Origin of the sequence: Phaeobacter piscinae (genome assembly GCF_002407245.1) — a bacterium.
GTDB classification, from domain to species: domain Bacteria; phylum Pseudomonadota; class Alphaproteobacteria; order Rhodobacterales; family Rhodobacteraceae; genus Phaeobacter; species Phaeobacter piscinae.
On record NZ_CP010681.1, the window covers coordinates 287,239 to 310,292 of the forward strand.

Sequence of the window (23,054 nt, forward strand, 5' to 3'; positions counted from 1 at the left end):
AGTCTCGTTTGTCGCTTTTGCAAGAAAGGTCCATATTGAGGTCAAGTTAGCAACACTGATCTGAATGGAGGCCGAAACGATGGAATATTCTGCCAATAGTACCGTGAAACTGGCCATGCAGCGCGCGCATGAAGAGCGCGGTCAGGTCCTTCGTGCACTCTGGGCGCGTTTATTTACATCCCGCCGTATTGGCCGAGTGGGTGCAGGGGTTTCCCGCTGGGCATAGCGCGCATGTCCTTACGGGATTGGAAAAGGGCCGGCCCGTAGGACCGGCCCTTGCCGTTTTTGGCTTTCTGGGTCTCAGACGAAGAACTGCGCGCCGTTTGCCGAGATGGTTGAGCCGTTGATGAAGCCTGAGTCCTCCGACGCGAGGAAGGCGACACAGCGGGCGATTTCCTCGGGTTCACCCAAGCGGCCTGCCGGGATCTGACCGATGATCGATTCGCGGACTTTCTCGGGAACAGCCATCACCATCTCAGTTGCGATATAGCCGGGGCAGATGGCATTCGCGGTGATGCCGGCACGGGCGCCTTCTTGGGCCAGAGATTTCACGATGCCAAGGTCACCGGCTTTGGTCGCGGCATAGTTCACTTGCGCAAACTGGCCCTTTTGTCCGTTGATTGATGAAATCACGATGACGCGACCGAATTTGCGCTCACGCATGCCGGGCCAGATCGGGTGCACGGTGTTGAACACACCGGTGAGATTGGTGTCGATCACCTGCTGCCACTGTTCCGGCGTCATCTTGTGGAACGGGGCGTCGCGGGTGATGCCGGCATTGGCGACCACGATGTCGATGGGGCCGATATCCGCTTCGACCTTGGCGATACCGGCAGCGCTATCCTCATAGCTGGCAACGTCCCACTTGTAGGTCTTGATGCCGGTCTCTTCGGTGAACTTTGCCGCCGCTTCATCATTGCCGGCATAGGTCGCCGCCACCGTGTAACCCTCCGCCTTCAGCGCCTGAGAGATTGCTGCGCCGATGCCGCGAGAGCCGCCGGTGACGAGTGCGTTACGTGCCATGGAATAGTCCTCCGTTAGTTGACTTGGTAATCTTGCTACTATTTTGTTTTGAATTACGCAATTATATTGCGTGCGTAAAATCTCTTCTTATGTCGACATTGAGGTGAACGTCGCGTCGCCTTGCTCCGCAAAGATATCGCAAAATATGCCAGAGATAGAAAAGGGCGCCACCGGGGCGCCCTTGATATGGTCAGCAGTCTGCGCCTCAGGGGCGCTCCACACACATGGCGACACCCATGCCGCCACCGATGCAAAGGGTTGCCAGCCCTTTTTTGGCGTCGCGCCGCTTCATTTCGAATAGCAGGGTGTTGAGGACGCGGCATCCAGAAGCCCCGATCGGGTGACCAATGGCGATGGCGCCGCCGTTGACGTTCACGATTGCCGGGTCCCAGCCCATGTCCTTGTTCACGGCGCAGGCTTGCGCTGCGAAGGCTTCGTTCGCCTCCACCAGATCAAGGTCATCAACGGACCAGCCTGCCTTTTCCAGTGCTTTGCGGGAGGCGTAGATCGGGCCGACACCCATGATCGACGGATCCAGCCCGGCGGTGGCATAGGAGGCGATCCGCGCCAGAGGCTCAATGCCGCGCTTTTCGGCGTCATCCGCACTCATCAGCAGAGTGGCAGCGGCACCGTCGTTGAGGCCGGAGGCATTGGCGGCGGTGACCGAACCATCCTTGGCGAAGGCTGGGCGCAGTTTTTGCATGGCTTCGATGGTGGCGCCGTGGCGGATGTATTCATCCTGATCCACAACGATATCGCCCTTGCGCGTCTTGACCGTAAAGGCTGCGATTTCATCAGCAAATTTGCCCGCCTTCTGAGCCGCTTCGGCCTTGTTCTGGCTGGCAACGGCGAACTCATCCTGCATCTCGCGGGAGATCTGCCATTTTTCGGCAACATTCTCAGCGGTCTGGCCCATGTGGTAGCCGTTGAAAGCGTCCCAAAGACCATCGCGGATCATGGTGTCGATATAGCTCATATCGCCCATCTTGTGACCGGCACGCAAATTTGCAGCATGCGGCGAGAGCGTCATATTTTCCTGACCGCCGGCGCAGACGATAGCAGCGTCGCCCAACTGAATGTGCTGAGCGGCCAAGGCCACGGCCCGCAACCCCGATCCGCAGACCTGGTTGAGGCCCCAAGCTGCGGATTCCTGAGGGAGCCCAGCGTTGATATGCGCCTGACGGGCTGGGTTTTGACCCTGCGCTGCCGTCAATACTTGGCCCAGAATGGTTTCTGAGACTTCGGATTTGTCGATCCCGGCGCGTTCTACGACAGCTTCCAGCACCGCAGCGCCGAGATCATGAGCGGGGGTCTTGGCGAATGCGCCACCAAAGCTGCCGACGGCGGTGCGCGCGGCGGATGCAATTACTACATTGGTCATCAGTTAGGGTCCTCTGCCATTCATCGTCCCGGGAGGCCAACTGAGCAGGCCGCTTTTCGCAGCCGCAGCAACCGGGATCCCCCTGCCTTTTCTAAATAAGGCCGTGTATCTCGCTGCAGGTGCAGCACGCACAAGGTGTCCCACAGGGAGAGCCTGTGTCAATCAATACTATGGCGAATATACTGTGACAGGCCCGGGCATTTGCCAAGCGATCAATTCGACGCTGCCTTGCGGCGATCCGCGCAGGCGGGATCCGGCCATTTCTGGCATGGTGGTGGATGGCAGTTTGGCGGCGCTCAGGAGGCGCGGCTGTTTTCCCGCAGCTCCTCTAGCCAAGGCGGGCTGACAGAAGGGGCGCCAAATAGATACCCTTGCAGGCAATCGACCCCAATCGAGATCAGAAATTCTGCGTCGGCTGGGCTTTCGACGGATTCGGCAACGACGAGCATATCAAATTGCTTGGCGATCCCAACCAGTGCACGGACCACTGCCTGATTGTCGTGGCTGGCATGGATGTTGCGCACAAACTGCCCGTCGATTTTCACCGCATCAAAGAAGAATTGCCGGAAGTAGCTGACAGCGGTTGCCCCGGCACCGAAATTATCAAGCGCGAAGGCGATGCCATGTTTCTGCATCCGGTCAATGAAATCGATCACAAGCTCAGGCGTCGCCATCGCGGACGCTTCGCTGATCTCAAGCATCAGACGCTCACCCAATGTGAGATCTTTCTTCAGGTGGCGTTCCAGAACCCGCATCCAGCGCCGATAACCAATAGATCGCGCTGACATGTTGATCGAGAGCCGGATATTCGGGCTGCGCGCGAGCGCCTTTAGACCGTGTTCCAGTGCGAGGCAGTCCAGTTCGCGGCCTTCCTCCTTATCCTCGACCAGTGGCATGAATTCACGTGCAGGGATCACACGACCGGTCGAGTCCAGCACACGAATATACCCCTCGTAAAAGGCAACGCCCTGCGGCGGCATGGCCTGCATGATCGGCTGATAGGCGAGCATGGTTTGGTTGTGGCGAATCGCATCGCTGACCATGTCGAGAGTTGACCGATCGCGTGAGACGACCGCAGAGGTCAGGGGATTTTCCCCGCCTTCCGGCATGTCGGCCATGACCTGTTGCTTCTTCTTCACGGGTGTATCCCTTGGCACTGGCGTGGTCTGATCAATATGGATCAAGCTGCACCTTGGCGCAAAAGCGTTGCGCTTGCATTAAAGGGACAATTTTACCCAAATTGAGGGGCGGTGCTCAGGTCTTGTCAAACCCGGCGCTGCCAATGTCCTCCGGATGGCGATGCAGATGTTTGGCGCGGATCGTCTCGGAGCTGTCGCGACTGCCATCGTGGCTATACCCAGGGGGCGCAACTGCGTAGAGCAGTCGCTGCCGTAACGTCAGGCCCGGCTGTGTCATGTCTTTGAAAATGCTGACCCATTCGTGAAAAGCCACACGCAGCGGGTTAAAGGTGCCGATGTTGTGGACCAGACCATAATCCGGACGGTCGTGATCCTGTTCGGGAACGAAGGTGCCAAACATCTTGTCCCAGATAATGAAGACGCCGGCATAGTTGCAATCGAGATAGCGTGGATTGCGCCCATGATGGGCGCGGTGGTGACTGGGCGTGTTCATCACTGCCTCAAACCAGCGGGGCATGCGGCCAATAGCTTCGGTGTGGATCCAGAACTGATAGACCAGATTAATCCCCCCGACGAAAAGCACCATGGCCGGGTGAAACCCCAGCAGAACCAGAGGCGCGCGCACCACCATCATGAAGGTGAAGGTGCCGGTCCACGTCTGCCGCAGCGCCGTAGTCAAGTTGTAGTGTTGACTGGAGTGATGATTGACATGGCTGGCCCAGACCCAGCGCACCCGATGCCCAAACCGATGCACCCAGTAGTAGCGCAGGTCATCAAGAACGAAACACAATGCAATCACCCAGACCGAGGTGCCGAGGTCCAGCGGCGTAATCTGCCACAGCAGCGTGAAGAACGCCCAAGCGATGAAACCGAGGGCAATGCCTGAGGCAACGCTACCGGCCCCCATCACCAGAGAGGTGACAGCATCCCGGGTTTCATAGCGCCCACCCCGCCGCTTGATCGCGATCCAGAGAAACTCAGCCAGAATGGCCGCGATGAAAAAGGGAACGGCCCATTGCGTGACATCAGGGTAGGAGATCGTATCAGGCATGTGTCTGGTCTCTCTGTTCTGTGGCGGTCGGGGGCTGTGAGGTGGCGCTTGCGGCCAGGATCCGGCGGCGCCAGCCCTCGCGTTCCTTATCGGACAGGTGCAGCATCACAGATGGGGTGGCGAAATCGGCAAATCTAACCCGGAGCCCTTTGGGATGATCCATCAGGCTGCACCCGGCAAGCGGGCGGGCGATTGTGTCGGCACCAAAACACCAGACCAAACCAAGCCCCGTATCTGTGTCGATCAGGGCCGCATGGCCAAGAGTGCTTGGCTGGGCATCGAGGATCCGGGAGTCGGGATCGTGGCGGGCCCATGCCCTAGCAGCCGTCTCGCGCGTCATGAGTACCGGCGCGGACCGGCCAGTAAAATGTAGCAGAATAGCTATGACAATAATGCCGACCAGCACCATTGCGATCAGGATCTCCAGCGGCATCATATCCTCCCTGCCACCGAGATTGGCGGCAGGGGCGCGGTCGTGTCAAAGGTGGCGTGGGGTCAACCGGCCTGCCGTGGTCGCAGGCAAGCCGCTCAGCAGGCGATGGCTCTGAGTGTCAATCAGAGACCATCAGCGCCTGAATGATGGCTTTGGCGCTGTCAGAGTTCCATTCGGCGTCGCCGCGCAGTCGGGCGATTTCTTCGCCCTCGCGGTTGAGAAGAACGGTAATCGGCAGACCCAACACCGCCATTTCACGCGCTACGGCCTGCCGGGGATCCTGATGGCGGGGGAGGTTGGTGATGCCGGTATCGTCAAAGAACTTCTGGATACCGGCAGGCGAGTTGCGCCCGGTGGCAAGCGTCAGCACCTCGAAATCGTCACCGCCAAATTCCTCTTGCAGCTCTGACAGCTGGGGCATTTCCTTGCGGCAGGGCGCGCACCAGGTGGCCCAGAAGTTCAGCAGCACGATCTTGCCTTTGTAATCCCCCAGCGTCGCGGTGCCAGCGCCCTCCGCCAGCTGAAACTCTGCGCTGGACACAGGTTTCGGGGCGCTATGGAGCACCAATTTTTTCATATCACCCTGTCGCATATCCGCCAGCGTGGCCAAGTCGGCGGCCAAGGCGGCATTTGCACCCAAGGTCAGGGCGATATAAAGGGAAAGCTGACGTAACAGACGCATATTATCTCCGGGGTTCCACACCATGACAGATCAATCCTCGAACCAGATGTGGGGCGGCCGCTTTGCCGCTGGCCCGGACGCGATCATGGAGGCGATCAACGCCTCGATCGGGTTCGACAAGCGGATGGCAGCGCAGGACATTGCCGGCTCCAGGGCCCATGCGGCGATGTTGGCCGCGACAGGCGTTATTACGGATAATGATGCTGAGGCCATTCGGGAAGGGCTGCTCACCGTTTTGTCAGAGATCGAGGGCGGAACTTTTCAGTTTTCCACCGCCCTGGAAGACATCCACATGAATGTGGAGGCCCGCCTGAAGGAGGTCATCGGAGAGCCTGCAGGCCGTCTGCACACGGGCCGCAGCCGCAATGACCAGGTGGCGACCGATTTTAAACTCTGGGTGCGCGACCAGCTGGACGCAGCCGAAAGCGGCCTTCTGGCGCTGATCCGCGCGCTTCTGTCGCAGGCTGAGGCGGGCGCCGATTGGGTGATGCCGGGCTTCACCCATCTGCAAACCGCGCAGCCGGTAACCTGGGGCCACCACATGATGGCTTATGTGGAGATGTTCGGCCGTGATTTGTCCCGCGTGCGCGACGCCCGCGCCCGGATGAACGAATCCCCCTTGGGTGCGGCAGCCCTGGCAGGCACTTCCTTCCCGATCGACCGGGAGATGACGGCAAAGGCGCTGGGGTTTGACCGGCCGGCAGCCAACTCGCTGGACGCGGTTTCCGACCGCGACTTCGCGCTGGAGTTCCTGTCCTGTGCCTCGATCTGCGCCATGCACCTCAGCCGCTTTGCCGAAGAGCTGGTGATCTGGTCCTCCGCTCAGTTCCGCTTTGTGACCCTCAGCGACCGGTTCTCCACCGGCTCATCCATTATGCCGCAGAAGAAGAACCCGGACGCGGCAGAGCTGATCCGTGCCAAGGTGGGCCGGATCTTTGGCGCCAACACCGCGCTGATGATGGTTATGAAGGGGCTGCCGCTGGCCTATTCCAAGGACATGCAGGAAGACAAGGAACAGGTTTTCGACGCTGCCGATAACTGGATGCTGGCGCTGGCGGCGATGGAAGGCATGGTCAAGGACATGACCGGCAACCGCGAATCTTTGGCCGCCGCCGCAGGGTCTGGTTTTTCCACAGCGACTGACCTCGCAGACTGGATGGTGCGGGTGCTGAAGGTGCCGTTCCGCGACGCCCACCACGTGACCGGGACGCTTGTGGCGATGGCCGAGAGCCGTGGTTGCGACCTGCCGGACCTGACGCTGGCGGACATGCAGGGCGTTCACGAAGGCATCACCGAAGACATCTTCTCTGTGCTTGGCGTCGAAAATTCGGTAAACTCGCGCATGTCTTATGGCGGCACGGCACCGGCGCAGGTCCGCGCGCAGATCGCCCGCTGGCAGGATGTCCTGTCCGATTGACGGCAGCAAGGTTGCGGTCAGAAGGCGAAACCCGACCGCAACCGCCCAACTGAGTAGAGGCCAACGTCGAAAGAGGTCACCATGGCAAAACCCGTTTTGATCCTATGTGCGCTGGCAGCCTGCGCTGGACTGGCAGCCTGCGGTGTTGACGGCGAACCGGTGCGCCCCTCTCTGAACGCAGGCGTCGGTGTTTCCAGCAGCGGTGTGCACGCAGGCGGCAGCCTTGGTCTGCACAAGGGGCCGCTCAGCGTTTATCTTGGCGTGTGATGCAGCGCGGAATCATTTGATCCGCGCCCCGGTTCTGGTCTAAGCGCGATCTATGGATCATTTTCTCTATCGTGACGGCGCGCTTTACGCCGAAGATGTGCCGGTGGCCGAGATCGCGGCCGCTGTGGGCACCCCGTTCTACCTGTACTCCACCGCGACGCTGCTGCGCCACTTCCATCTCTTCGATGACGCGCTGAAGGGGATGGATCATCTGGTCTGCTACGCGATGAAGGCCGCCAGCAATCAGGCGATCCTGAAGACGCTGGCACAGGCCGGAGCGGGCATGGATGTGGTGAGCCAGGGCGAATATCTGCGCGCGAAGGCCGCCGGGGTTCCGGGCGACAGGATCGTGTTCTCGGGTGTCGGCAAGACACAGGACGAGATCCGCACCGCACTTAGCGGCGGCATTCGCCAGTTCAACGTCGAATCCGAGCCGGAAATGGATGTGATCAACGCCGTGGCGCTGGAGCTGGGCGTGGTGGCGCCTATCACCGTGCGTGTGAACCCTGATGTTGATGCCAAAACTCACGCCAAGATTGCCACCGGAAAATCCGAGAATAAATTTGGCATCCCGATTGCCCGCGCGCGCGAGGTCTATGCCCGAGCCGCCAGCCTGCCGGGGCTGAAAGTGATCGGCATTGATGTTCATATCGGATCGCAACTGACTGAGCTGGCCCCGTTTGAACTGGCCTATCAGAAGGTGGCGGAGCTGACCGAACAGTTGCGCGCTGACGGGCATGATATCCACCGGCTGGATCTCGGCGGTGGCTTGGGCATTCCCTACACCCGCTCCAATGATACACCGCCGCTGCCGGTTGAATATGGTGCCATGGTGCAGCGCACATTGGGGCACCTTGGGTGTGAGATTGAGATTGAACCGGGGCGTCTTATCGCGGGCAACGCGGGGATCATGGTGAGCAAGGTGATCTATGTGAAATCCGGGGAAGACCGGGATTTCCTGATCATTGACGGTGCGATGAATGATCTGATCCGCCCCGCGATGTATGAGGCATATCATGATATCGTCCCGGTCATCGAACCGGGGGCCGGGATCGAACAGCGGGCCTATGACATTGTTGGCCCGGTCTGCGAAACCGGCGATACCTTTGCCCGCCACCGCGATATGCCGCCACTTGAGGCGGGGGATCTGGTCGCCTTCCGCAGTGCAGGTGCTTATGGGGCGGTGATGGCCAGCGAATATAATTCGCGTCCGCTCATCCCCGAAGTCCTGGTGCACGGGGATCAATTCGCGGTTATCCGCCGACGTCCGGACTTTGACGAAATGATAAACCGCGATACCATCCCTGAGTGGCTCTGACGGGTTTCGCGGCATCTGGCGCGGCGCAGGGCCAGACGGAGGCGCCGCCCGCATGGTGAAGACCCCCAAGTTCCGCCGCAAGGCTGACGACAGATCTGCAACCGCGCCCGGTTCTCCGGGGCGCGATAGGGCAGTTTCCGGGCGTCCATGGGGGGCAGGTGGCGGCGAGGCGATCCGAGATTCGACATCATCTGGCCTGCAACTCTCTGATCCGCGTTTGGCGCGATTGCGCTGGTCCCTGCGATTGACGTGGCTTGGCCTGCTGTCGGAACGGCTGGTGCGCGCTTTCTGGCCCTTATCCTCTCTGGTGATGCTGGCGCTTGCCGCGATGATGCTTGGCCTCCATGAGGAGCTGCCGGTGGAGCTGGTCTGGGTCGGCGCGGTTGTGCTGGTCCTCGCCGCTGCGGCAGCGTTTGCTTTTGGGGTCTGGCGCTTTACTTGGCCTCGTCTGTCGGACACTCTGGCGCGATTGGATATGACGGTTCCCGGACATCCGATTGCGGCACTGCTGGATGCGCAGGCTATTGGTTCTGATGACCCTGCATCGCAAGCGCTCTGGCAGGCGCACCAGCAGCGGATGCAGGCCCGCGCCGCTGCGGCCAAAGCTCCGAAACCCAATCTCTCCGTTGTGCGTGCGGATCCGTTTGCGCTGCGCTATCTGGCGATGTTGGCGCTGGCGGTGGCAGTGTTGTTCGGCTCCATCTGGCGGGTCGGCACCCTTGGCGAGATCACCCCCGGCGCGGTTGCGGCTGCCACGGGACCGACCTGGGAAGGCTGGATCGAGCCGCCACGCTACACTGGGCTTCCTGTGCTCTATCTCAATGATCAGACGGAGACTGCGCTGAACCTGCCGGAGAACAGCCGCCTTACCCTGCGACTTTATGGTGAGGTCGGCGATCTGACGCTGGACGAGACCATTTCCGGACGTGTCGGTGACCTGCCGTCTGCCGCTGCCGCCGAACAGAGTTTTGAGATTACCCGTGACGGCACGCTCGCGATCAACGGTGCAGGCGGACGCAGTTGGGATGTCACATTGCTCAAGGATCAGCCTCCGAGCGTTGCCATCATCGGTGATCCGACGCTTGAATCCGATGACACCACATCGCTGGGCTATACCGCGAGCGATGACTACGGCGTCGCTGGCGGGCAGGTGGAGATTTCACTGGATATGGACGCGCTGGATCGTCGTCACGGATTGGCGGTGACGCCGGATGCGCGCGATCCGATTGTGCAGGATCTGCCGCTGCCACTAAGCGGCGATCGCCGTGCGTTTGATGAACAGATGATAGAGACATTTGCCAAGCATCCCTGGGCGAATATGCCGGTCACCTACCGGATGGTTGCACAGGATGCCGCTGGTCAGGAGGCGAAGGCCGAACCGCTGAGCGCGCCGCTTGTAACCCGCCGCTTCTTCGATCCTATGGCCGCTGCGGTGGCAGAGCAGCGGCGCGATCTCCTCTGGGCGCGGGCCAATGGACCAAGGGTGGCGCAAATTCTGCGCACCCTGTCGACCTACCCGGCTGAGGTGTTTCGCGATCACGGTGATTACCTGCGCCTACGTACCATTTTGCGCCGACTTGAGCAGCATAGCACGGCGGGCACTTTGGGGCCGGATCAGCAGGAAGATCTTGCTGAGGCGCTCTGGGATCTGGCTGTTCAGCTTGAAGAGGGAGATGTCGGAGATGCCATGGCGCGGATGCAACGGGCGCAGGAGCAGCTGAGCCAGGCGATGCGGGACGGCGCCAGCGAGGAAGAGATTGCCCGCCTGATGCAGCAGCTGCGCGATGCGACGCAGGACTATCTGCGCCAGTTGCAGCGGCAGGCACAAGAGCAGGGCAATCAGGGCGAGCAGCAGGGCGCCCCGGATGAGAACGCGATGCAGTTGAGCCAGCAGGACTTGCAGGCGATGATGGACCGGATTCAGGAGCTGATGGAACAGGGTCGCATGGCCGAGGCTGAACAGGCGCTGCGCGAGTTCCAGCAGATGATGGAGAACATGCGCGTGACCGAGGGGCAGCAAGGGCAGGACGGGTCTCCCGGGGAGCAAAGCATGGACGGGCTGGCCGATACCCTGCGCGAACAGCAGGGCTTGTCAGATCAGGCCTTCCGCGACTTACAGGAGCAATTCAACCCCGGCGCCCGTCGTGGCGAAAGCGAAGGCAACGAAGGACGCAATGGCGGTCTGGGCCGTGGACAGTCCCATGAGGGCGGACAGGGCAATCAAGGGGGGCAGGGCGACCGACCGGGTGCTGGTACTCCCGGCGGGGAGCGACAGCCCGGCCAGGGGGGGCAGGGGCAGCGCGCACCTGACGCCGAAGGGGGGCAGAGCGGTGGCGATGCAGCCCAGTCGGGTGGGCGTCGTGGCCTCGGTGGTTCCCTTGCAGATCGCCAGCAGGCCCTCAGGGATCAGCTGCGTGCGCAGCGCAACGGTCTGCCATTGGGCAATGGCGAAGGGGATCAGGCGACGCGGGATGCTTTGGATGATGCCGGGCGTGCCATGGACGGTGCTGAGGAGGCGCTGCGACAGGGGGATCTGGCAGAGGCCATCGACCGGCAATCCGACGCCATGGAGGCGCTGCGCGAGGGCATGCGGGCGCTTGGCGAAGCGATGGCAGAACAGCAACAGCCAGGACAGCAGCAGGGACAGGGGCGCGCCAATACCTCGGCGCAGGGCAATCGCATGGACCCGTTGGGTCGGCGCAATGGCGAGCAGGGGGACGGCGGGGTCTCGGACGGGCAGTTCAGCGAGGGTCAGGCCTATCGCCGCGCCTGGGACCTGCTGGAGGAAATTCGCCGCCGGGCCGGTGAACGCAGCCGCAGCGACACAGAACGCAGCTATCTTGAGCGATTACTCGACCGGTTCTGATAGGCTGGTGGCGCCACCACGTTTGGGCGTTTCTAGGCTCGGGCGCGACGGGCTATTGCTGCACTGTGAAGGCGCGCACCTGCGTATCCAGCCACAGCCGCGCGGCATCCACCTTGGCGACATAAGTGCTGAGATAGGGATCAGCCTGTGGCAGTTTCTGTGCGATCAGCGGCGCATTATCATAGGCCATAGCAAGGGCCAGCGCGATCAGCAGGGCGAAGGCAAAGCCGCGGGCGAAGTTGCGCTTTTTCTTGGGCGGTGCTGCATCCATCGGGGGTGCAATTGGCGCTGCGGCGCCCTCGCCTGAGCGTAGGGTGGAGTTGATCTCATCAATATTCGGCAACAGTCCACGGCGGGATTCCGTCTCAGCGGAGGCCAGCTGCTGCGGATCCTCGCCGCGCATCCGGGCCATCTGTTCGCGGGCTTCGCGGGCACGTCGCGCCGATTCTTCCTCAGGCAGTGAATCAAGCCCCAGATCTGTCTGGGTTTGCAGAGGGCTGTTTTCAGCGGCACGCAGGCTGGCTTCGCGCTCAGCCTCTTCGCGCAGGATATCGCTGATTGCCGGATCCAGACCGCGCGCAGTGGCTGCGACGTCGGGGGCGCGATCCTCGGCTGTGTCCTCTTCGGCGGGGTGATCTTCGGACGCTGCCTCAGCGGGGGGCAGATCGGTCTCTTCGGCGATATCGTCGTCTGCGTCTTTGGTCAGCGGGTCCTGATCGGAGATATGAGATGCGGGCGTAACTGCATCCGGCGGCAGGTCGGCGAGATCCGGGCCTGCTGCTGGCGCGCTCTCAGCGTCATCTGCGTCCAGCGCACGGCCAGCCTGAAACCACGTCTGCCCGCAATTGGAACATTGCACGTCGCGGCCGTCATCAGGGATTACATCATCCGGCACCTCATACTGGGCGGCACAGTTCGGACATGTCAGTCGCATGGGTCACTCCTTGGGACCTGGGGTGGCTCCGGGGGGGTCCGGGCGGCTGTCGGCGTGTGATTGTTGAATAATCATAGGCAGTTCCGCCTTTCCACGAAAGAGCCAATCGCGTCGACCAGCGTCGACTGTTTCCAGAGGGCGCAGCATGGCAACAGCGCCGACCATTGAAACTGGTCGCACAGTCGGGCAAAACACCGGTGACCAAAAGGGGACCGCCGTGATCGAGCTGGACAATGTGGGGTACAATTACGGTGGCGGGGAACTGCTGAGCGAGGTGTCAGTACAGCTGGCGCCGGGGTCGTTCCATTTCCTGACCGGTCCGTCAGGGGCAGGTAAAACGACCCTTTTGAAACTCTGCTACGGTGCATTGACCCCAACGTCTGGCCGGGCGCGCGCTTTCAACATGGATATCAATGGTTTGGACCGTGATCAGATGGCTTATCTACGGCGGCGTATCGGCGTGGTCCATCAGGATTGCCGGTTTCTGGACCATCTGCCGGTGATCGAAAACATCGCTTTGCCGCTGACCGTATCCGGGCGTGACATCGACCAGGAAGAGGCCAATCTGAGGGAGTTGCTGAATTGGGTCGGCCTGTCGGAGCGGGCACATGCAACGCCGCCTGAGCTGTCCGGGGGCGAACGGCAGCGCGCGGCTCTGGCCCGGTCGGTTATTCTTTCACCCGAGGTAATCATCGCGGACGAACCAACAGGCAATGTGGACTGGGAAATGTCGCAGCGACTGCTGCAATTGCTGGTGGAGCTGAACCACATGGGCAAAACGGTATTGGTGGCCACGCATGATCTGTCGCTCATCCGGGCGGCCAAAAAACAGGTGCAAGCACGGGTTCTGCGGATTTCCAACCGGCAGCTTCAGCAGGCGGGGGCAGATCTATGAATCTGGCCCGGCTGCGCAATGTGATCGTCGGAGATGCCCAGGCTGACCGCGTGGTTCCGCCAAGCGGGTTTACCGCCCAGCTGACGCTGTTTGTGTCGGGGGCGATGGCGTTTCTGGCGGTCTTTGCGCTGGCCTTGTCGCTGGCCTCGGGCCGGTTGGCGGACCGCTGGGCGGAAGAGCTCGCCCGCGCTGCAACGCTGCGAATCAACGCGCCTGCTGAGCAACGCGTCGCCCAGACCGAAGCGGCGATGACCATTCTGGAACAGACCCCGGGTGTTGCCTCCGCCCGCGCGCTCAGCCGCGAAGAACAGGCGGCACTTCTGACACCGTGGTTCGGAACCAAACTGCCGCTGGATACACTGCCAATCCCGCAGCTGATTGAGGTGATCGAAGGTGATCCGGGCTACGATGATGCAGGATTGCGATTGCGGCTGCAGGCTGAGGTGCCGGGTGCTGTTCTGGATGATCACACCCGTTGGCGCGCACCTTTGGTGGATGCGGCGCAGGCGCTGCGGCGTCTGGCATGGGTGTCAATTCTACTGATCGGCGGTGCCACTGCTGCGATGATCACCCTCGCCGCCAACGCAGCTCTTGCCGCCAATGCCCAAGTGATTGAGGTGCTGCGCCTGGTTGGCGCCTTGGACACCTATATCGCACAGGCCTTTATCCGGCGCTTTACCTTGCGCGCGCTGTTCGGGGCGGGGGTTGGTATGATGCTTGGCATGTTGGGGGTCTGGCTGATGCCCGAGGCCACGCGCGAGGGTGGGTTTCTGACCGGTCTGGGCTTTCAGGGCTGGAGCTGGCTCCTGCCGCTGTGCATTCCTTTGCTTGGTGCGCTCGTCGCCTTTGCCGCAACAACCCGTGCGGCCAACAAACGTCTTGGAGATTTGGCGTGAAAACTGCATTTCGATGGCTGCTCTCGGCCGTGTTTATGGTTCAGATCTATGTGATGATGCTGATCTTTGGTCTGGTTTTTGCGCCATGGGCTCTGGTGTCGCCGCGCGGCGCCCGCATGGCCTGCCGCAGCTATGCCGGTTATGTGTTGTGGTGCGCCCGCTGGATGCTGGGCCTGCGTACCGAGGTACGCGGCCCGGTGCCCACCGAGGAGGTGATCATCGCAGCAAAACATCAGAGTTTTCTGGATATTCTGATCATCTTTCACGCCACCCCATCAGCCAAGTTCATTATGAAGCGCGAGTTGCTGTGGACACCGATCATCGGCATCTATGCCAAGCGATTGGGCTGCGTGCCGGTCAACCGCGGTAAGAAAGGCAATGCCATTGCCCGTATGGTCAAGGACGTCGCGGCAGAGTTCGCTGACCCCGGTCAGCTGGTGATTTACCCGCAAGGCACCCGCGTCGCCCCCGGGGCGGACAGGCCCTACAAGATCGGAACCGGGGTTCTTTATGCCGCACTGGAGCAGCCTTGTGTGCCTGCGGCGACCAATGTGGGTCTGTTCTGGCCGCGTACCGGGATTATGCGCAAACCTGGGCTGGGTGTGGTTGAGTTCCTGCCCGCTATTGCGCCGGGGCTGGACCGCGATGTGTTCATGGCCACGCTGGAGCGCGAGGTCGAAGCCCATTCGAATAAGTTGATGCAGGAAGCGGGGTTCGAAGTCGATGGAGTTTCTCACCACCGTTGAGGCGCTTGAGGCGCATTACGGCACACCCGGCGCGCCCTCTCTGCGCAAGGTGGCGCGGCAGATGACGCCGCTTTATCGCAAGTGGATCATGGCCTCGCGGCTGTGTATGTTGGCCACGGTTGGACCAGAAGGCACCGATGACAGCCCGCGTGGTGATGATGGTCCGGTGGTTCTGGAACTGGATCCGGGCAGGCTGGCCCTGCCGGACTGGCGGGGCAACAACCGGATCGACAGCCTGCGCAATATCGTGCGGGACCCGCGTGTCTCGTTGATGTTTCTGGTGCCGGGATCGAACAATGTGGTGCGGGTGAACGGTAACGCCCGGGTGACGGCGGACGCCGATCTGCGCGCCAGGTTTGACAAGAACGGCAAACAGCCCCGTACCGTCATTGTTATCGAAATCACTGAAATCTACAGCCAATGCGCCCGCGCACTGATGCGCGCACGGACCTGGACCTCAGAAGATGAAAGCGCGGATCTGCCGACAATGGGGGAAATCCTTGCCGAGCAGACCGCCGGAGTAGAGGGCGGGAAGGCGTATGACGAGGCCTGGGCACCGCGCGCCGCCAAGACCATGTGGTAAAGCCAATGCGTTGGGACGCGGACCAGCGCGCTGTCGTCAGGACATCGGCAGTTAAGGCGTGAGGTGCCTTCGGTCAGCTCATCAGGACCTGCCCAACAAGGATCTGCGGGCGAATGTTGGTGAAGTTTGCCACATCATCAATGATCGGTCCGCCTTTCTCCGCCATCGCTGTGTCGAGCGTTTCCATATCCGGGAAGGTAATGGTCGCAATCAGCAGAAAGGCAGGCGGTACGTCCGGCCCGCTGGCAATCCCGCGCGAGGCCTCAACCGTGTCCATCAGATCGCCCCAGTGCTCTTCCAACAGGGGGAGGTGGGTTTTTTCATAGTAGTCGTAGTCAAACGTTGCGTCTTCGGATGCAGGGTAGATCACTTGCAGGCTGACGGTCATGGCAGAAGCTCCGGTTCATGAGAAAGCGGCCCACCAGAGGTGGACCGCTTTGGTGTAGGATCTGTCTCTAGCAGGAGGCGGCGGCAGAAAGTACCCCGTTTCCTGTAGACAAAGCCATGATCAGCTGTGGATCGGACCGTCCCCGCAGGCCAAGGCCGCCTCGCGCACGGCCTCGGAATAGGTCGGATGCGCGTGACAGGTGAGGGCCAGATCCTCAGCAGAGGCGCCGAATTCCATTGCGACGCAGATTTCATGGATCAGGTCGCCAGCGCCCGGACCGATGATGGCGGCCCCCAGAATACGGTCGGTTTCTTTGTCCGCGATGAGTTTCACAAAACCACCTTCGGCCTGATGCACGGCCTTGGCGCGGGCATTGCCCATAAACATGAACTTGCCGGTCTTGATCTTGCGACCTTCGGCCTTCAGCGCATCTTCGGTCTGGCCTACGGTGGCCACCTCGGGTGTGGTGTAGACCACGCCGGGGATCACGCCGTAGTTGACGTGTCCGTGTTTGCCCGCGATCACCTCGGCAACAGCCATGCCTTCGTCTTCGGCCTTATGGGCCAGCATTGGACCTTCGATGACGTCACCGATGGCATAGACACCTTTGACATTGGTGGCCCAATGGGCGTCGGTGGCGATCTGGCCGCGCTCGGTCATCTTGACACCCAGAGCGTCAAGGCCCAGCCCCTCAGCGTAGGGTTTGCGACCGGTGGCGACCAACACCACATCGGCATCAATCACTTCTTCATCGCCGCCTTTTTTCGGCTGATACTTCACCTTTGCCTTGGTTTTGGACGGTTCAACCCCCTGTACCGCAGCCCCCATGATGAAGGTCAGACCCTGCTTTTCGAGGATCCGCTTAAAGCTGCGCTGAACATCCTTGTCCATGCCCGGGCAAACGGCGTCCATATATTCAACCACGGTCACGTCAGACCCCAGACGTGCATAGACCGACCCCAGTTCCAGGCCGATGACACCAGCACCGATCACAACCATTTTCTTGGGGATCTTCGGCAGGTCCAGCGCGCCGGTGCTGTCCACCACAACCCCCTTGTCGTTATCGACCTCAACGCCTGGCAGCGAGGAGGGCACCGAGCCGGAGGCAATTACGATGTTCTTGGCCTCATGGGTGTCATCGCCCACCTTGACCTTGCCAGCCTCGGGAATGGAGGCCCAGCCCTTGATCCAGTCGATCTTGTTCTTCTTGAACAGGAATTCGATACCGCCGGTGTTCTGGCCGATGACCTCTTCCTTGTAGGATTTCATCTGCGGCCAGTCGACCGAGGGACTTTTGCCCTTCAGACCCATATGGGCGAAGTTATGTTCCGCTTCATGCAGCAGATGGGTCGAGTGCAGCAGGGCCTTTGACGGGATACAGCCGACGTTGAGGCAGGTGCCGCCGAGGGTTTCGCGGCCCTCGACCACGGCGGTCTTTAGGCCCAACTGGGCGCAGCGGATGGCGCTGACATAGCCACCGGGGCCGGCGCCGATTACGATGACGTCATAGGATGCCATTTTGATGTGCTCCTTCAGGGTTGAACGGGGAGGGGGCTCTGCCCCCGGCCTTTGCGGGCCTCCCCCGGAGTATTTGAGAAAGGTGACAGCTCATACCAGCGCTGCGATCAACATAAAGACGGTGGCAAAAAAGCCAACAAACCAGATGATCGAGCGGCCAGGAGACCAGCCCAATGCGTAGGCCGGCACGTAGAACACCCGGGCGGCAAGGTAGACCCAGGCGCAGCCTGCGGTGAATCCGGTGGATTGATCGCTGATCACCACCACGCCGCAGGCGATGGTGAAGAGGATCAGCCCTTCGAAATGGTTTTCCATCGCACGTTTGAAGCGTCCGGCTGTACCTGTCAGGGTGACCGGTGTGTCGCGTGGGCCAAGTGCTATTTTCGGATCCAGTTGGCGATTTGCCGTGATGGCATATGCGCAAAACTGAAGCGCTTGCAGCAGTGCGGCGAGGGTGAGGGCGGTGAGTTCAGGGGTCATGACTGCCGATCTTTTCGAGCGTCGATCCAAATCCAGAAGGGATGAATCCAGCCCAGAGTCGCGTATATGGTGAAGGCTTTGAATGAGGGACGCTGCATCTGGTGAGCTGATTGCTCTGCATAAGTCAACAGCGTCACTACTGAACAGGTTAGCCAGATCAAAAACCAGAACAGGACTGGCCGCTCACCGTGCCATTTGACTACTCGGTCCCTTAGCGCAAAAAGCTTCGGGCACTCTTTTTCATAGTCAGGCTCGGGCTGATAACTCATATGGCCCCACAGTGATTTGATGCGGTACGCATCGGGCCACGGGCTGGCCCGATGCAATTGGTACGCGACTGAATTACAGATCCATCAACAGGCGGCGGGGGTCTTCCAGTGCTTCCTTAACGCGGACCAGGAACGTCACGGCGCCTTTGCCGTCGACGATGCGGTGGTCATAGGAGAGCGCCAGATACATCATCGGGCGGATTTCCACCTTGCCGTTGATCGCCATCGGACGGTCCTGGATCTTGTGCATGCCAAGGATACCGGACTGCGGCGGGTTCAGGATCGGCGAGGACATCAGCGAGCCGTAGACGCCGCCGTTGGAGATGGTGAAGGTGCCGCCCTGCATCTCTGCCATCGACAGTTTGCCGTCGCGGGCGCGGGCGCCTTTTTCGGCAATCGCTTTTTCGATGTCCGCGAACGACATTGCATCCGCGTCGCGGATCACCGGAACCACCAGACCTGTGGGCGTGCCTGCGGCGATGCCCATGTGCACAAAGTTTTTGTAGACGATATCGGTGCCGTCGATTTCTGCGTTGACCTCGGGCACCTCTTTCAACGCATGGCAACAGGCTTTGGTGAAGAAGGACATGAAGCCCAGTTTCACGCCGTGCTTCTTCAGGAACAGGTCCTTGTACTCGTTGCGCAGGGCCATCACCTCGGTCATGTCGACCTCATTGTAGGTGGTGAGCATGGCAGCGGTGTTCTGACTGTCCTTCAGACGCTTGGCGATGGTCTGGCGCAGGCGGGTCATTTTCACGCGCTCTTCACGGGCGGCGTCGTCCGCAGCAACCGGCGCGCGCACAGGTGCCGCCGCTGCTGGGGCCGAAGTGCTGGCAGCCGGTGCCGCTGCGGCAGCGGCCACGGCACGGGCGACGTCATCCTTCATGATGCGGCCATCACGACCACTGCCTTGCACCTGATCTGCAGAGAGGCCGGCCTCAGCCATCGCCTTCTCGGCGGAAGGTGCGTTTGCGATATCCTTGGCCGGACCGCCCTGGCCTGCGGGGGGCGTGGTATATTGCGCCCCACCTGCGGTTTCGCCTTTGCTGGGCGTAGGCGTTACGGCGCCTGCTTCGCCGCCGGAGATCACGCCAAGTTTGGCAGTCGCATCGACGGTGCTGCCTTCTTCAGCGGTGATCTCGGTCAGGATACCGGCAGTTGGGGCTGGGACTTCGACTGAGACCTTATCCGTTTCCAGCTCGCAGAGCATTTCGTCCTGCGCGACGCTGTCGCCGACCTTCTTAAACCAGGTGGAGACCGTGGCCTCGCTCACAGATTCACCGAGGGTCGGTACCATGACATCGGTGCTGCCACCACCGGCATTGCCTGATTCGGCTGCGGGAGCGGATTCGGCCTTGGGGGTGTCCGGGGTGGAGGTGCCGGAGGAGGCGCCTTCAGCAATGGTTGCCAGCAGCGCATCGACGCCGACGGTTTCGCCTTCGGCGGCGACAATCTCACCCAGGGTACCGGCGGCAGGGGCCGGGACCTCAACGGTGACTTTGTCGGTTTCCAGCTCGCAGAGCATTTCGTCTGCTGCAACCGCGTCCCCCGGCTTCTTGAACCAGGTGGCAACGGTGGCTTCGGTCACGGATTCGCCCAGGGTGGGCACGCGAACTTCGGTGGTCATGGGGTGTTATCCTTCGATGCTCAGCGCTTCGTTCACGAGCGCAGCTTGTTGGGCTTTGTGTTCGCTGGCCAGGCCCGTTGCGGGCGAAGCCGAGGTGGCGCGACCGACATAGGTCGGGCGGCTGTGCTTGGCGCCGATGCGCGTCAGCACCCATTCGATATTGGGCTCGATGAAGCTCCAGGCGCCCTGATTTTTGGGCTCCTCCTGACACCAGACCACCTCAGCACCTTTGAAGCGCTCAAGCTCCTTCACAAGGGAGATAGCAGGGAACGGATAATATTGTTCAATCCGCATCAGATATACATCGTCGAGCCCACGGGCGTCGCGTTCTTCCAGAAGGTCATAGTAAACCTTGCCCGAGCAGAGAACGACGCGCTTGATTTTGTCATCGGCGACCAGCTTGGTGTCGGAATTGCCATGCTGGGCGTCATCCCACAGCACACGGTGGAAGGACGAACCGGTGGTGAACTCTTCTGCCTTGGACACGGCCAATTTGTGGCGCAGCAGCGATTTCGGCGTGACCAAAATCAGCGGCTTGCGGAAGGTACGGTGCAGCTGGCGGCGCAGGATGTGGAAGTAGTTCGCCGGTGTTGTGCAATTCGCCACGATCCAGTTGTCTTGACCACACATCTGCAGGAAGCGTTCGAGGCGCGCGGAGGAGTGCTCCGGCCCCTGGCCCTCAAACCCGTGCGGCAGCAGGCAGACCAAGCCGGACATCCGCAGCCATTTGCTTTCGCCGGAGGAGATGAACTGATCGAACATGATCTGCGCACCATTGGCGAAATCACCGAACTGCGCTTCCCAGAGCGTCAGTGCATTGGGTTCGGCGAGTGAATAGCCATACTCGAAGCCCAGCACAGCATACTCGCTGAGGGCCGAGTCGATCACCTCATAGTGGGATTGCCCGCTGCGGATATTGTTGAGCGGATAGTATCGTTCCTCGGTGTTCTGATTGACGATGCCGGAATGACGCTGGGAGAATGTACCACGGGTGGCATCCTGTCCGGACAGACGCACCGGATAGCCCTCAGTCAGAAGAGAGCCAAAGGCGAGCGCCTCCCCGGTTGCCCAATCGATCCCCTCGCCGCTGTCCACCATCTTGGCACGTGCGTCTAGGAAACGGCCGATGGTTTTGTGGACTGGAAATCCCTCGGGCACACGGCTGAGAGCGGTGCCGACCTCTTTGAACGTCTCGGGCGACACAGAGGTCTGGCCGCGCTGGTAATCGGTGTCCTTTTTGTCGAGGTGGGACCAGCGGCCATCCAGCCAGTCCGCCTTGTTCGGCTTGAAGTTTTTACCGGCTTCGAATTCCTCATTCAATCGGGCTTGGAACGAGGCTTTCATATCCTCGATCTCACCCTCGGGGATCAGGCCATCCTTCACCAGACGCTCGGTATAAAGCGACAGGGTTGTTTTGTGGCCCTTGATCTTCTTGTACATTAGCGGGTTGGTGAACATGGGCTCGTCGCCCTCGTTATGGCCAAACCGGCGGTAGCAGAAGATATCGAGAACGACATCCTTGTGGAATTTCTGGCGGAATTCCGTGGCGACCCTGGCGGCGTGAACCACCGCTTCCGGATCGTCACCGTTGACGTGGAAGATCGGCGCCTCGACCACCAACGCGTTGTCGGTGGGGTAAGGCGAAGAGCGCGAGAAATGCGGTGCCGTGGTAAAACCGATCTGGTTGTTCACCACGATATGCATAGTGCCGCCGGCCTTGTGACCGCGCAGGCCGGAGAGGGCGAAGCATTCGGCCACAACGCCTTGGCCTGCAAAGGCTGCGTCACCGTGCAAGAGGATCGGCAGCACCTTGGTGCGCTCGCTGTCCTTGAGCTGATCCTGCTTTGCGCGAACTTTGCCAAGAACAACCGGGTTCACGGCCTCAAGGTGGGAGGGGTTCGCAGTCAAGGACAAGTGAACGGTGTTGCCGTCGAATTCACGGTCGGAAGAGGCGCCGAGGTGATATTTTACATCTCCCGATCCATCAACATCTTCGGGCTTGAAGCTGCCGCCCTGAAATTCGTTGAAAATCGCCTTGTATGGCTTCTGCATCACATTGGCGAGCACCGATAGGCGTCCGCGGTGTGGCATGCCGATGACGATATCACGGATCCCCAGCGCGCCACCGCGCTTGATGATCTGCTCCATTGCCGGAATAAGGCTCTCGCCACCGTCCAGACCGAAGCGCTTCGTGCCCATGTATTTGACGTGCAGGAATTTCTCGAAACCCTCTGCCTCAACCATTTTGTTGAGGATCGCCTTGCGGCCCTCGCGGGTAAAGCGGATTTCTTTGTCATAGCCCTCGATCCGCTCCTTCAGCCAGCTGGCCTGTTCGGGATCGGAGATATGCATGTACTGTAGCGCAAAGGTGCCGCAATAGGTCCGTTTCACGATGCTGACGATCTGACGCATCGAGGCGACCTGAAGCCCCAGAACATTGTCGATGAAGATCGGGCGGTCCATGTCCGCTTCGGTGAAGCCATAGGTGCGCGGATCCAGCTCGGGATGCTGGGCCTCCTCGCGCATACCGAGGGGGTCGAGATTGGCGGCCAGATGGCCACGGATCCGGTAGGCCCGGATCAGCATCAGGGCCCGGATCGAATCCAGCACAGCGCGCTGGACCTGATCATCGGTGACTTCAACGCCCTTGGCAGCGGCCTGGTCCTTGATCTTCTTGCCAGCACCCTTGGCCTCTGCCGGGGCCGGCCACTCGCCCGTCAGCGCGCCAGTCAGATCATCATTGGGGGCAGGCGGCCAGTCGGCGCGCGCCCAGGAGGGGCCAGCGGCCTCCGCCTTCACATCAAGTTCTGCGTCACCCATCTGCCGAAAGAACTCAGCCCAGGCGGCATCCACCGCGTTGGGATCATTGGCGTATTGGGCATAGAGCTGCTCAAGATACTCAGCATTGTGCCCCTGCATGAAGGAGGAAGCATGGAAGAGTTCGTTAGGGCTCTGGTCGGTCATGTAAGTACCTCTTGCGGGTTGGGACCGGTTCTAGTGCGACCTGGGGTCATGAGTGACAGCCTGATCAGAAGGCGTTTCGGAAGAGTAAAACGCCTCTGGAATCCTGCAGCAGATAAGATCGGCCTCTGGAGGTAACAATCCTATCGACAAAAGGATCCCTGAAACGGGAAGAAGAGC

At 60.8% G+C, this 23,054-nt stretch carries 20 protein-coding genes; 8 read left to right on the forward strand and 12 right to left on the reverse strand.

The window, feature by feature from the left end:
- Positions 1–300: 300 nt before the first annotated feature.
- The 6 genes from phbB to phaeop14_RS01325 all read right to left on the reverse strand — a co-directional run bounded on the left by phbB (position 301) and on the right by phaeop14_RS01325 (position 5,733).
- A complete protein-coding gene (phbB, locus tag phaeop14_RS01300; RefSeq protein ID WP_014873444.1) occupies positions 301–1,023 on the reverse strand; it encodes an acetoacetyl-CoA reductase in 723 nt (240 codons plus the stop codon).
- 205 nt (positions 1,024–1,228) lie between these two features.
- Positions 1,229–2,404 carry an acetyl-CoA C-acetyltransferase gene (locus phaeop14_RS01305; protein ID WP_040171273.1) on the reverse strand — a complete coding sequence of 392 codons (1,176 nt, stop codon included), beginning with the start codon at positions 2,402–2,404 and terminating at the stop codon, positions 1,229–1,231.
- A gap of 296 nt (positions 2,405–2,700) precedes the next feature.
- A complete protein-coding gene (locus tag phaeop14_RS01310) occupies positions 2,701–3,522 on the reverse strand; it encodes an EAL domain-containing protein (RefSeq protein WP_096788521.1) in 822 nt (273 codons plus the stop codon).
- A gap of 136 nt (positions 3,523–3,658) precedes the next feature.
- Positions 3,659–4,594 (reverse strand): sterol desaturase family protein, encoded by a 936-nt coding sequence (locus phaeop14_RS01315; RefSeq protein ID WP_096788522.1) that lies wholly within the window; start codon positions 4,592–4,594, stop codon positions 3,659–3,661.
- Positions 4,587–5,027, reverse strand: coding sequence for a hypothetical protein (locus phaeop14_RS01320; protein ID WP_040171767.1), 441 nt, complete (start codon positions 5,025–5,027; stop codon positions 4,587–4,589). Before phaeop14_RS01320 ends, phaeop14_RS01315 begins: the two co-directional genes overlap by 8 nt.
- A 118-nt stretch (positions 5,028–5,145) precedes the next feature.
- Positions 5,146–5,733 (reverse strand): TlpA disulfide reductase family protein, encoded by a 588-nt coding sequence (locus phaeop14_RS01325; RefSeq protein WP_096788523.1) that lies wholly within the window; start codon positions 5,731–5,733, stop codon positions 5,146–5,148.
- On the opposite strand from phaeop14_RS01325, the gene argH reads away from it, so the two are divergent.
- From argH to phaeop14_RS01345, 4 genes are all read left to right on the forward strand, one after another.
- Entirely contained in the window at positions 5,732–7,126 is a 1,395-nt protein-coding gene (argH, locus tag phaeop14_RS01330) for an argininosuccinate lyase (RefSeq protein WP_193438255.1), read from the forward strand. The genes phaeop14_RS01325 and argH overlap by 2 nt on opposite strands.
- A gap of 81 nt (positions 7,127–7,207) precedes the next feature.
- The gene (locus tag phaeop14_RS01335) at positions 7,208–7,393 is read left to right on the forward strand and encodes a hypothetical protein (protein ID WP_014873451.1); all 186 of its coding nucleotides are present in this window, start codon (positions 7,208–7,210) and stop codon (positions 7,391–7,393) included.
- Positions 7,394–7,445: 52 nt separating this feature from the next.
- On the forward strand, positions 7,446–8,711 hold the full coding sequence (lysA, locus tag phaeop14_RS01340) for a diaminopimelate decarboxylase (RefSeq protein WP_040180609.1): 1,266 nt from the start codon (positions 7,446–7,448) through the stop codon (positions 8,709–8,711).
- Positions 8,712–8,763: 52 nt separating this feature from the next.
- Complete coding sequence (locus phaeop14_RS01345) at positions 8,764–11,577, forward strand: DUF4175 domain-containing protein (protein ID WP_096788524.1); 2,814 nt, start codon at positions 8,764–8,766, stop codon at positions 11,575–11,577.
- A 52-nt stretch (positions 11,578–11,629) separates the two neighbouring features.
- On the opposite strand, the gene phaeop14_RS01350 is transcribed toward phaeop14_RS01345, so the two are convergent.
- On the reverse strand, positions 11,630–12,511 hold the full coding sequence (locus phaeop14_RS01350; protein WP_096788525.1) for a zinc-ribbon domain-containing protein: 882 nt from the start codon (positions 12,509–12,511) through the stop codon (positions 11,630–11,632).
- 217 nt (positions 12,512–12,728) lie between these two features.
- Between phaeop14_RS01350 and phaeop14_RS01355 the strand changes: the two genes are divergently transcribed.
- Genes phaeop14_RS01355 through phaeop14_RS01370 form a run of 4 tightly spaced genes read left to right on the forward strand, consistent with a single transcriptional unit; the run spans position 12,729 to position 15,631 of the window.
- Positions 12,729–13,406: a cell division ATP-binding protein FtsE gene (locus tag phaeop14_RS01355; protein WP_014873455.1), complete on the forward strand. Its 678-nt coding sequence runs from the start codon at positions 12,729–12,731 to the stop codon at positions 13,404–13,406.
- Complete coding sequence (locus tag phaeop14_RS01360) at positions 13,403–14,302, forward strand: cell division protein FtsX (RefSeq protein WP_040171255.1); 900 nt, start codon at positions 13,403–13,405, stop codon at positions 14,300–14,302. The genes phaeop14_RS01355 and phaeop14_RS01360 overlap by 4 nt, the downstream gene beginning before the upstream one ends.
- Positions 14,299–15,048, forward strand: coding sequence for a lysophospholipid acyltransferase family protein (locus phaeop14_RS01365; RefSeq protein WP_040180605.1), 750 nt, complete (start codon positions 14,299–14,301; stop codon positions 15,046–15,048). The genes phaeop14_RS01360 and phaeop14_RS01365 overlap by 4 nt, the downstream gene beginning before the upstream one ends.
- On the forward strand, positions 15,026–15,631 hold the full coding sequence (locus tag phaeop14_RS01370) for a pyridoxamine 5'-phosphate oxidase family protein (protein ID WP_040180602.1): 606 nt from the start codon (positions 15,026–15,028) through the stop codon (positions 15,629–15,631). Before phaeop14_RS01365 ends, phaeop14_RS01370 begins: the two co-directional genes overlap by 23 nt.
- 73 nt (positions 15,632–15,704) lie before the next feature.
- On the opposite strand, the gene phaeop14_RS01375 is transcribed toward phaeop14_RS01370, so the two are convergent.
- The 5 genes from phaeop14_RS01375 to phaeop14_RS01400 form a co-directional block, all read right to left on the reverse strand.
- Positions 15,705–16,019: an EthD family reductase gene (locus phaeop14_RS01375; protein ID WP_040171248.1), complete on the reverse strand. Its 315-nt coding sequence runs from the start codon at positions 16,017–16,019 to the stop codon at positions 15,705–15,707.
- Between the two features lie 120 nt (positions 16,020–16,139).
- The gene (gene lpdA / locus phaeop14_RS01380) at positions 16,140–17,537 is read right to left on the reverse strand and encodes a dihydrolipoyl dehydrogenase (protein ID WP_040171246.1); all 1,398 of its coding nucleotides are present in this window, start codon (positions 17,535–17,537) and stop codon (positions 16,140–16,142) included.
- Between the two features lie 90 nt (positions 17,538–17,627).
- Positions 17,628–18,017, reverse strand: coding sequence for an MAPEG family protein (locus phaeop14_RS01385; RefSeq protein ID WP_040171244.1), 390 nt, complete (start codon positions 18,015–18,017; stop codon positions 17,628–17,630).
- Between the two features lie 342 nt (positions 18,018–18,359).
- Positions 18,360–19,913, reverse strand: a complete 1,554-nt coding sequence (odhB, locus tag phaeop14_RS01395; RefSeq protein WP_040180595.1) for a 2-oxoglutarate dehydrogenase complex dihydrolipoyllysine-residue succinyltransferase — start codon at positions 19,911–19,913, stop codon at positions 18,360–18,362.
- A 6-nt stretch (positions 19,914–19,919) separates the two neighbouring features.
- Complete coding sequence (locus tag phaeop14_RS01400) at positions 19,920–22,877, reverse strand: 2-oxoglutarate dehydrogenase E1 component (RefSeq protein ID WP_040171235.1); 2,958 nt, start codon at positions 22,875–22,877, stop codon at positions 19,920–19,922.
- Between the last annotated feature and the right edge of the window lie 177 nt (positions 22,878–23,054).